The organism is Asticcacaulis benevestitus DSM 16100 = ATCC BAA-896, from assembly GCF_000376105.1.
Taxonomy (GTDB): Bacteria; Pseudomonadota; Alphaproteobacteria; order Caulobacterales; family Caulobacteraceae; genus Asticcacaulis; species Asticcacaulis benevestitus.
The window spans coordinates 111221-120920 of record NZ_AQWM01000009.1 but is presented as its reverse complement, the minus strand read 5'-3'; the positions used below and the strand labels follow the sequence as shown (position 1 = coordinate 120920).

The 9700-nt window shown below is 61.6% G+C and carries 10 protein-coding genes and 1 pseudogene; 4 read left to right on the top strand and 7 right to left on the bottom strand.

What is annotated here, in order from left to right; translation table 11 throughout:
* From B060_RS24375 to B060_RS26080, 4 genes and pseudogenes are all read left to right on the top strand, one after another.
* A pseudogene (locus B060_RS24375) lies at nt 1-240 on the top strand (IS5/IS1182 family transposase); the annotation flags it as partial.
* Between the two features lie 363 nt (nt 241-603).
* On the top strand, nt 604-948 hold the full coding sequence (locus B060_RS0111945) for an ArsR/SmtB family transcription factor (RefSeq protein WP_018082021.1): 345 nt from the start codon (nt 604-606) through the stop codon (nt 946-948).
* A 2-nt stretch (nt 949-950) separates the two neighbouring features.
* Nucleotides 951-1298, top strand: a complete 348-nt coding sequence (gene arsC / locus B060_RS0111940; RefSeq protein ID WP_018082020.1) for an arsenate reductase (glutaredoxin) — start codon at nt 951-953, stop codon at nt 1296-1298.
* A 226-nt stretch (nt 1299-1524) separates the two neighbouring features.
* On the top strand, nt 1525-2184 hold the full coding sequence (locus B060_RS26080; RefSeq protein ID WP_157405634.1) for a DUF4142 domain-containing protein: 660 nt from the start codon (nt 1525-1527) through the stop codon (nt 2182-2184).
* Between the two features lie 102 nt (nt 2185-2286).
* Here the strand turns inward: B060_RS26080 and B060_RS0111925 are convergent, their stop codons facing one another.
* The 7 genes from B060_RS0111925 to B060_RS0111895 form a co-directional block, all read right to left on the bottom strand.
* Nucleotides 2287-3273: an aldo/keto reductase gene (locus B060_RS0111925; protein WP_018082018.1), complete on the bottom strand. Its 987-nt coding sequence runs from the start codon at nt 3271-3273 to the stop codon at nt 2287-2289.
* A gap of 82 nt (nt 3274-3355) precedes the next feature.
* The gene (locus B060_RS0111920; RefSeq protein ID WP_018082017.1) at nt 3356-3784 is read right to left on the bottom strand and encodes a hypothetical protein; all 429 of its coding nucleotides are present in this window, start codon (nt 3782-3784) and stop codon (nt 3356-3358) included.
* A gap of 158 nt (nt 3785-3942) precedes the next feature.
* Nucleotides 3943-4785: a CheR family methyltransferase gene (locus B060_RS0111915; protein WP_018082016.1), complete on the bottom strand. Its 843-nt coding sequence runs from the start codon at nt 4783-4785 to the stop codon at nt 3943-3945.
* Nucleotides 4782-5996 (bottom strand): protein-glutamate methylesterase/protein-glutamine glutaminase, encoded by a 1215-nt coding sequence (locus tag B060_RS0111910; RefSeq protein WP_018082015.1) that lies wholly within the window; start codon nt 5994-5996, stop codon nt 4782-4784. The genes B060_RS0111915 and B060_RS0111910 overlap by 4 nt, the downstream gene beginning before the upstream one ends.
* A 141-nt stretch (nt 5997-6137) precedes the next feature.
* Complete coding sequence (locus B060_RS0111905; RefSeq protein WP_018082014.1) at nt 6138-6503, bottom strand: response regulator; 366 nt, start codon at nt 6501-6503, stop codon at nt 6138-6140.
* Nucleotides 6504-6529: 26 nt separating this feature from the next.
* The gene (locus tag B060_RS0111900) at nt 6530-6973 is read right to left on the bottom strand and encodes a chemotaxis protein CheW (RefSeq protein WP_018082013.1); all 444 of its coding nucleotides are present in this window, start codon (nt 6971-6973) and stop codon (nt 6530-6532) included.
* The gene (locus B060_RS0111895; protein WP_018082012.1) at nt 6970-9516 is read right to left on the bottom strand and encodes a chemotaxis protein CheA; all 2547 of its coding nucleotides are present in this window, start codon (nt 9514-9516) and stop codon (nt 6970-6972) included. Before B060_RS0111895 ends, B060_RS0111900 begins: the two co-directional genes overlap by 4 nt.
* Between the last annotated feature and the right edge of the window lie 184 nt (nt 9517-9700).

The following is a 9700-nucleotide window of genomic DNA, read 5'->3' as shown; positions in this document are numbered from 1 at the left end:
CTGAAACGCAGAAGTGCCATCGAGCCTGTCATCGGGCACATGAAAGCCGATGGAAAACTCGAGCGGAACTGGCTTGCCGGAGCACATGGCGATGCGGTCAATGTCCTCCTGGTGGCCGCCGGCCATAACATCCGTCTCCTCTTGAACTGGCTGAAGAGTTTTTGTGCCTTCGTCATGGCCCTGTCCATGGCGGTCACGAAGACAAAAAACTATGCGGACTACAGCCAACTTGCCGCTTGAGTTCAAAAACTGAATTGTTCACGGGCGACTAGCTCAAGCGCCGGACTGGGCGTCCCCCATGGCTCACGCGCACCATTTTTCCTGAAAGAATGGGCGCGACGGGCGCTTGCCCTTGCCGAGATGCTTCGAAGCCATCGCATCTCGGAATGAAACCCTTCCTCCCTCAACTTACGGCGCGTTGCCCCATGGCGGCGCGCCATTTTTTTTAAATCGCCTTAAAATGTTGCGATCACGGGGAATTTTGTGGGCAAGGCCGGAGCCTGCCTTTATGTTTCCTTAGTTCCGTAATAGGAAAGCCCCTCCCCAGTCAGTTGCGCTCTTTATATAGTTCTACGGGCGTTGGCGTTTCCAAAAGGCCGAATTATGATCAGCGAAGATGCGGTGGTTAATCTGTTTGCCCTGGCCCATCCCGGCCGTCTGAATGTTTTCCGCACGGTCGTCCAGGCCGGGCCCGATGGCATGGCGGCGGGCAAGATCGCGGCCAGCAACGGCATACCGGCCAACACGGCCTCGACCCACCTTAGCATCCTGACCGGCGCCGGCCTGCTCACCGCCTATCGTGACGGCCGTTCGATCATCTATCGCGCCAATTTCGCCCACTATGCGGAACTCATGGGCTTCCTGCTCGAAGACGTCACCGAGAGGAATGCCGAGGCCGCCACATCGCTGCACGCCTATTTCAAAAACCGTCCGGTGGCGAAGGTCTGAGCTTGACCTTCACCCTCTATCATCGTCCGCAGTGCGCCACGTCGCGCAAGGTGCTGGCCCTTATTCGCACTCACGGCATAGAGCCGGTGATGATTGATTACGTTCAGGCCGGCTGGTCGAAGGATCAGCTCGTGGCACTTTTTAACGCCATGAAACTGAAGCCGCGCGACCTCCTGCGCATCAAAGGCACGCCCGCGCAAGCGCTGGGCCTGACCGATCCTTCCGTCAGCGAGGCGCGTCTCCTGACCGCCATGGTCAAGCATCCCCTTCTTGTCGAACGTCCCATCGTTGTCAGCGACAAGGGCGCGCTGCTGGCGCGTCCGCCGGAAAAGGTTCTCGAAATTCTATAGATGTGGAAGTGTTTCGGGTCGGCATAAGGCCGGTCTTTTGCCACTATCAAGACAAGATTTGAGACCTGTCACTGTATTCTGATGATATTCTTATTTTTTGAGCAACGGCCTCATACTTGATCCTGCTTAAACAGCCGCATTTCTGGCCAACCGTGTCATTATTGTCATTCTCCTCAGATCGCACCCACTCAATCGGGGGCTTATATTCAGAAAGAGGATGGACGTTATGAAAACTAAACTTTCCTATAAGATCACCGGCGCTGTTGTCGCCATCATGGCCGCCACGGCCCTGAGCGCTTCTGCCCAGGACGCGACCGCGCCCGCCAACCCTACTGTGCCGCCGGTAACCGCCCCGACCACGGCGCCTGACGCCGTGCCGGCTACCCCGCCGATCGATCAGGCAACAACCGCGATGGCTCCGGCTGCCGCACCGGCCATGACCGCCGATAGCGGTGCCGCCAAGGACTTCATCCGCGAAGCTTACATGGCCAATGAATTCAGCATCGCCGCGGCACAGCTCGCCGCCACGCAAGGCGAAAGCGCCGAAGTGAAGGCGACCGCCAAGACAGTGCTCGACAACGGCCTCAAGACCCGTGACGGCATGGTGGCCGCCATTCAAGGTGCCACGACCGACATGCACTTCGACCAGAACTACACCCCTGAGTACCAGACCAAGCTGGGCGAGCTGAAGGCTGCTAAGGGTGCCGACTTCGACGCCAAGTATGTAGCGGCCCAGGGCGAAGTGAACGACAAGGCCGAGAGCGTTTTCAAGTCCTATGCCGCCAGCGGTACGGATGAAACCGTGAAAACCTTCGCCGCCAACACCCTGCCGGTGCTCAACGCCAATGGCGACGCGCTGGATGCCGTGGCTCAGGGCGGCAACTAAGCCCATACACATGGATCAGGATGTGCCCTCGTCCTGATCGCGGGCGAAAAAATCCCCCGGACGCGAGTCCGGGGGATTTTTTGTGGCGGATAGCGTTTGAGTCTATCGGTTCAGCATGGCCATGCCGGCCTCGGTGTAGCGTGCACCGGCAAAGCCGGTTTCGGCGATCACCGCTTCGATCTCTGACAGGTCGGTAGCGCTTAAGGTCACGTTCGCCGAGGCGATGTTTTCCTTGAGGCGATCCAGATGACGCGTGCCGGGAATAGGCACGATCCAGGGTTTTTGCGCCAGCAGCCAGGCTAGGGCCAGTTGCGCCGGCGTGACGCCCTTCGCCTTCGCCAGATCGGTGAGGGCATCGACCGCGCGGGTGTTTTGCGCCTTGGCGTCGCCGGTAAAGCGCGGGCTGGTGTTGCGGTAATCGCCGGGATCAAGGGCGGCATCTTTCAGCGTGCCGGTCAGGAAGCCGCGGCCGAGCGGCGAGTAGGGCACGAAGCCGATGCCAAGCTCTTCGAGAGTCGGCAGGATCTGCGTTTCCGGATCGCGCGTCCATAGCGAATATTCGCTCTGCACGGCGGCGACCGGCTGCACGGCGTGGGCCTTGCGGATGGTGGCGGCTGAGGCCTCCGACAGGCCAAAATGCCTGACCTTGCCGGCCTGGATCAGGTCGCCGACCATGCCGGCCACGTCTTCGATCGGCACGTCAGGATCGACGCGGTGCTGGTAGAGCAGGTCGATATGATCGGTGCGCAGGCGTTTCAGCGAGGCATCGACGACCTCGCGGATATGGTCGGGGCGCGAATTGACGCCAGTCAGGCTGCCCGGTTGCTGGCCCATGGCGAAGCCGAATTTCGTGGCGATCACCACCTGATTGCGTACCGCTTTGAGCGCTTCGCCGACCAGTTCTTCGTTGACATAGGGGCCATAGACCTCGGCCGTATCGAAGAAGGTGACGCCGAGGTCGACGGCGTCGCGCAGCAGTTTCAGGCAGGCGTCGCGGTCGGAAGGGCCATAGGCCCAGCTCATGCCCATGCAGCCGAGGCCGATAGCGGAAACATCAAGGCCGGACTGGCCCAGGGTGCGTATTTTCATTTGGGGAGGTTCCTCTCACAGAAAGCCGGGCATATGTGGGGTGCCTGCCCGCGCGTGGAAAGGCTTCACGCAGAATGTTACCCTATCGGGCGGCGCGCATCGCCTTGGCCTCTGCCTTGGCCTGGGCCTTGGCGGCATCGATATGGCGCCCCATCGCTTTTACGAAGGGCAGGCGGCGCAAAAACAGGCGAAAAGCGATGGCGACCACCGCGAAGCCCATCCAAACCTCCGGCTTGTTATATTCCGGATGCAGGTCGTAGACGAAGACTTTAAAGCCGATGGAGAGCGCCAGATAGGGCACAAGGATCGCGCCCCAACGGACAAACTCATCCTTGAGGAAGCCGCTGGCGCCGTCGGGGTGATAGCGCCAGGCCGACTGGCTGACCAGCCAGCGGATCAGCACGATCAGGGTGACCACGATCAGGGTGATGGCCGTGGAGATAAGCACCATCAGCAAGGGATGGGCATGTTGCCAGGCCAGCGAAGCGGCCTGCTGTTGCGCGGGAGACATGAGACGACGCCTTTTTAAGAGTGAACCTTGGCCTTAATGTCCACTGTTACCGCTTTTGGATGACCTGGAAACGAAAAAAGCGTGAGGGTTGATCCGTAAACGAAAAACCCCGCCGGTCAGGGACCGACGGGGTTAAAATCATAAATGCCAAGTCTGCCTTAAGCGGTTCGGCGCGCACCGGTCTGGGCGGAGGCGGCGTTCTTGATATAGAGGCCGCGCATACCGGGCATCGGCTTGAAGGCATCGGTGATGCCCAGCACGGTCTCGGCGGCGCCCAGGAACAGGCAGCCGTCATCGGCCAGCAGGGTGGCCATCTGTTCGAGCACGCGCTTCTTGGTCTCGATATCGAAATAGATCAGGACGTTGCGGCAATAGATGACATCCTGACGGCCGACGCTACGCAGGTCTTCGAGCAGGTTCAGTTTCTTGAAGCGGATGCTCGAGCGCAGCTTTGGCGAGATGCGCCACATCTCGTCGACCTTCTCGAAATGCTTGACCATCATGGTGATCGGCAGGCCGCGCTGGACCTCGAACTGGGTGTAGAGGCCGGCCTGCGCCTTTTCCAGACAACGGTCGGAAATGTCAGTCGCCAGAATATCGAGATTGATGCGCGGGAACTGGGGCTTGGCCTCGTCCATCAGCATGGCCAGAGAATAGGGCTCCTGGCCGGTAGAGCAGGCGGCGCACCAGACCTTGAGATCGCCCGACAGGCGGGCCTTGGCCAGCGCCGGCAGGATATCGCTCTTGAACTGATCAAACGGCGCCTTGTCGCGGAAGAAGAAGGTCTCGTTGGTGGTCATGGCGTCGGTGACGCTGGCCATCAGCTTCTCATCGCGCTTGGTCCGCAGGGCGCTGAGCAAGGCCGAGACATTGGCGAAGCCTTCGCGTCGCGCCACGGGCGACAGACGGCTTTCGATCAGGTAGGTCTTGTCCGAGCCGAGAATGAGGCCCGAGCGGGCTTTCAGCGTGGCGGCGAGGTGTTCGATGTCTTCGGGGGTCATTGAGGCCGTTCTCCACGGGCAAATACTTTACAGGCCGCAGACAGGCCATCGATAGGTTTAATGATTTCAGCGAGGCCGGCTTCGGCTACGGCGCCGGGCATGCCCCAGACGACGCTGGACGCTTCGTCCTGCACCAATACCGAGGCATTGGCGGCCACCAGGGCGCTGGCGCCGTCACGGCCATCATGGCCCATGCCGGTCAGGACGACGGCGAGCGCGTGATTGCCATAGAGGGCGGCGGCGGACTGGAACAGGGGATCGACCGCCGGGCGGCACCAGTTGACCTGAGGGCCCTGATCGAGCTTGATCGTGGGCAGGCCCAGCGGGCCTTTCACCGTCATATGGAAGTCGCCGGGGGCGATATAGACGTGGCGCGAGCTTACCGGCATGCCGTCCTTGGCTTCCAGCACGGTCATCGGCAGCGCCTTGTCGAGGTGCTCGGCCAGGATGGCGGTAAAGGTGGCGGGCATGTGCTGCACGATAAAGATCGGCAGCTTCCAATCGGGGCCCAGGCCCAGCAGGAAGGCGCGCAGGGCAGGCGGACCGCCGGTCGAGGCGCCGACAAAGAGGGCGTCGATGCGCTTGGGGCCTGTGCTGCGCGGACGCAGGACGGGCGCGGCGGGCGGCGGCGGCGCGGGTCGTGCGGGAGGGGGTGATAAAGGCGTGCGCGCCAGGGCGCTCGGGCCGGCCGTCAAGGGACGTGCGCCGGGGGCGGGCGCTGTAGGCTTGACCGGTGCCGGGTTTGCCGGGGCGGCGCCCGGCATGGGCCAGGATCGTGTGCGGCCACACAGGGCGCGGATCTTGGTGAGCAGTTCGGTGCGGAAGCCGTCAGCGCCGCCGATGCGACTTGAATCCGGCTTGGGCACAAAGTCGGCGGCCCCCAGTTCGAGGGCGCGGATGGTGACATTGGCGCCGCGCGTCGTCAGCGTCGAGGCCATCAGAACCTTGAGGCCGGGCTTGGCGGCCAGCAGTTTCGGCAGGGCTTCAAGCCCGCCCATGTTCGGCATTTCGATGTCGAGGATCAGCACGTCCGGCTGGACTTCCTTGACCTTTTCGACGCCTTTTGCGCCGTCAATGGCCAGGCCCGCGAGCACCATGTCGGGCTCGTGCTCAAGCCAGCGCGAAATCAGCCCCCGCACGACCGCGGAATCGTCGACGATCATGATTTTCAGGGGCCGCAGGGATGCGGCGGTGTTGGAGGTCAGGGACATCTTTTAAGCTCAAATGCCGCGGGGCTTACGCGCATCATTCCCTGAACAGGAAGGGGCGCGGCGGCCTTAGGCCTTGCCGAAAGCCCCGATGGCTTCCGGACGTATGATCGTACACGGCTAGTGCCGCCGTTTGGCTTGCGATTACAGCAGGCCAACTTCGGAGAACTTGGCCTCGAGGATTTCGCCGTCGAAGGGCTTCATGATGTATTCCGAGGCGCCTTCGGTCAGGGCTTCGGTGATGTGGGCCAGATCGTTTTCTGTGGTGCAGAATACCACGATCGGAGCCTTGCCACCGTCTTCCTTGCGCAGGGCGCGCAGGAAGGTGATGCCGTCCATGACCGGCATGTTCCAGTCGAGCAAGATGGCGGCTGGCATCTTTTCCTTGCAGGATTTCAACGCTTCGGCGCCGTCATTGGCCTCGGCCACCTCAAACTGGAGGTTTTCCAGAATGCGTCTGGCGACTTTACGGATAACGCGGCTATCATCGACGACGAGACAGGTTTTCATCCTGATTTCCCTATACTTCTGAAAGGTTAGGCCGCTTTAAGATGGGCGGCATCCAAGAGTGTGTGTGGATCCAACACTATCAGAAGTTCCTTTTCTAATTGATAAACGCCGACGATTATTTCTGCCCAGCGTGGCGGAAGATTTCCCGGAGGCGCGTGGAATTTCTCATCGTCGAGTTTCAGCACCTCATCGACCGAATCGATGACGAGGCCGTAGCTGTCGCCGTGTACTTCGAGGCCGATGGCCAGAGGCTCAGGCGCACCTTCTTCGCGCGGCGGCAGACCGAGGCGGCGGCGGGCGCAGACGGCGGTGACGATGCGGCCGCGCAAGTTAAGCACGCCGGCGATTTCCGAGCGCGACAAAGGCACGGGGGTCAGGCCGCGCGGATGAAAGACATCGTGCACACGAGCGGCATCAACACCGAAGAGCTGGCCGCCGACGCGGAGCGTTACGTAATCTTTCAGGCTCATGCGACAGCCCTTTCACTGGAAACATGGGAAACAGGGTGACGTTGGTGTTCGGCCAGGCCACGCAGGTGGTAATAGTCGACATCGAGGATTTCGCAGGCGCGCCCGGCGATGATGGCGGTACCGCGAACACCCGGACGATCGGCCGACAGTTCGATGGTCATTTGGTCTTCGACGACATCGACGATCTCGTCGACGGCGAGGCCCATGGCGTAACCCTCGCCGGTGAAGACGAGCAGCGGCTGGACGTGGGCTTCTTCGCGCGAAGAGGACAGCAGGCCCGAGAAATCGCTGCTGACGGTTAGGATCGGCATGAGCTTGCCGCGATATTGCAGGGCGGCGCGGCCTTCCATCATTTCGATCTTGTCGGATTCGATGTGTTCGAGGCGCGTGATGTGGGCCAGCTCGACCGCCTTCGGCGCGCCGGAGCCCGCCCTGAAGAGCAGCATGGCAACCTTTTCGCTGCCGGCATGGGCGGTGGTGTCTTCGGTGTCTTCCGAGGCTTTTTCCTCCAGCATATTGCCGGCGCGCTCACTCATGGCGTTCGGATCGAGGATCAGAACGACCGAGCCATCGCCCAGGATGGTGGCGCCCGAGAAGACATTGACATCGCGCAGGATGGTGGCCAGCGGCTTGACGACGATTTCCTCGGTATCGAGCACATCGTTGACAACGAGGCCGTAACGGCGCTCACCGACCTGGATGACCATGACGAAGGTGGCGTCTTCATCCTTGGCGGCTTCGAGTTGGAGCGTTGGGCCAAGCTGAACCAGCGGCAGAAGCTTGTTGCGCAGACGCAGGACGAGGGCGTCGTTGATCTTTTCAATCTTGTGCTCGGCGTTCTGGCCGGTGCGAACCAGTTCCATCACCGAGGTTTGTGGCACGGCGAATTTCTGGCCGCCGGCGCCGACGATCAGGGCCGAGACGATGGCCAGGGTCAGCGGGATCTTGATGGTGAAGGTGGTGCCGGAGCCCGGCACCGACAGCAGATCGATCTGGCCGCCGATCTGTTCGATATTGGTGCGCACCACGTCCATGCCGACGCCGCGGCCGGACAGGTTGGTGACCGCCGCCGCCGTCGAGAAGCCCGGTGCGAAGATATAGCGCTGAACCTGCTGGTCGCTCAGGGTGTCCAGCTCGTTGCGGGTAACCAGACCCTTTTCGAGCAGCTTTTCGCGGATGCGTGGGGTATTGAGGCCGCGACCGTTGTCGGAAATGCGGATGACGATATAGCCGCCTTCGTGGAAGGCCGACAGCTTGACGGTGCCGGTGGCGGGCTTGCCGAGGTCGATGCGCTCCTGGGTGCCTTCGAGGCCGTGATCGGCGGAGTTGCGCACCATGTGGGTCAGCGGATCGCGGATCAGTTCGAGCACCTGACGGTCGAGTTCGGTGCCTTCGCCTTCCATGACGAGGTCGATCTTCTTGCCCAGTTCGTAGGAGAGGTCGCGCACCAGGCGGGGCAACTTCTTCCATGCGGCGCCGATCGGCTGCATGCGGGTCTTCATCACGCTGTCCTGCAGTTCGCCGGTCAGGGTGGACAGGCGTTGCAGCGGGGTGGCGAAGGCGGAATCTTCACGGGTGCGGCTGATCTGCAGGAGCTGGTTGCGGGTCAGCACCATTTCCGAGACGAGCGTCATGAGGCCTTCGAGCACATCGACCGAAACGCGGATGGACTGGGTTGTGGCGATGCCCTGGGCATCTTCGCCGCCGAGGCCGGCCATGGGCTCCGGTGCTTTGGCGGGGGGAGTGGGGACGGCAGGTTTTATGGCGGTAACGGGCGGCGCGCTCGGGGCCACCGGCTGGCTGACTTCCACGTCGGACGTCGCCTCATTCATCCAGTCCGGTGATTCGGCGGCGGCGAAGGCGGCTTCGAGATCGGCTTCTGAGACTTCACCGAGGCGCAGAGCGCGACCGGTGGCGGGGTCGATATCGCCGGCTTGCAAGGTTGTCGGGGTGTCGTCGGGGCCATCGGCGGCGGCAAAGGCGGCTTCGAGATCGGCTTCGGCGACTTCGCCGGGGCGCAGGGCGCGGCCGGTGGCGGGGTCGATATCGCCAACGCCCAAAGCGCCAGCACCGAGCGCGGGGCCATTAAATACAGCGGGTTCGATTTCGCCATTGATCGGGCGATCGGGCACTTCGACGGCTTTCACGGTCGACAGATCGACGGCCTGGCCCTCGGCCATGGCTTCCAGTTGGGCGATCAGGTCGTGATCGTCGCCATCGGGTTCGTTACCGGTAGCTTCCAGACCAGCCAGGATGACCTTGATGCGGTCGATCGAATGCAGGACGAGGGTCACGGCGACGGGGGTCACGTCGAGCTTGCCATCGCGGAAACGACCGAGCAGGGTTTCACCGGCGTGGGCCACGGCCTCAAGGCGCGACAGGCCTAAGAAGCCGCAGGTGCCTTTTACAGTATGGACGAGGCGGAAAATATTATCGAGCGTCTTCCGTTCATTCGGATTTGCTTCAAACCTGACCAGTTCGCTATCGACGACCTCAAGGCTTTCGGCGGTTTCGGTCAGGAATTCGGAAATTAAGTCGTCCACAATATACCCCGTTGTACTAAGGGTCCGCACCAGAATCGGGATTCCGGGCAGGACCTGTCTTGGGACATACTGAACGGCTTTGGTTAAGGGGCCGTTGCTAAAACCTTACCAAAGTCTGAATTTTGCAATTAATGCGGGAAGTGGCTGGCGGTGGTGTCTGACGTCACAAAGGTAAGGCGCACAA

Coding starts and splice junctions, on each gene's coding strand:
- B060_RS0111925 (WP_018082018.1), bottom strand. CDS start 3,273: ATGAAAATACGCACCCTGGGCCAGTCCGGCCTTGATGTTTCCGCTATC.
- B060_RS0111945 (WP_018082021.1), top strand. CDS start 604: ATGATCAGCGAAGATGCGGTGGTTAATCTGTTTGCCCTGGCCCATCCC.
- B060_RS26080 (WP_157405634.1), top strand. CDS start 1,525: ATGAAAACTAAACTTTCCTATAAGATCACCGGCGCTGTTGTCGCCATC.
- B060_RS0111900 (WP_018082013.1), bottom strand. CDS start 6,973: ATGAGCCTGAAAGATTACGTAACGCTCCGCGTCGGCGGCCAGCTCTTC.
- B060_RS0111910 (WP_018082015.1), bottom strand. CDS start 5,996: ATGTCCCTGACCTCCAACACCGCCGCATCCCTGCGGCCCCTGAAAATC.
- B060_RS0111920 (WP_018082017.1), bottom strand. CDS start 3,784: ATGTCTCCCGCGCAACAGCAGGCCGCTTCGCTGGCCTGGCAACATGCC.
- B060_RS0111905 (WP_018082014.1), bottom strand. CDS start 6,503: ATGAAAACCTGTCTCGTCGTCGATGATAGCCGCGTTATCCGTAAAGTC.
- B060_RS0111915 (WP_018082016.1), bottom strand. CDS start 4,785: ATGACCCCCGAAGACATCGAACACCTCGCCGCCACGCTGAAAGCCCGC.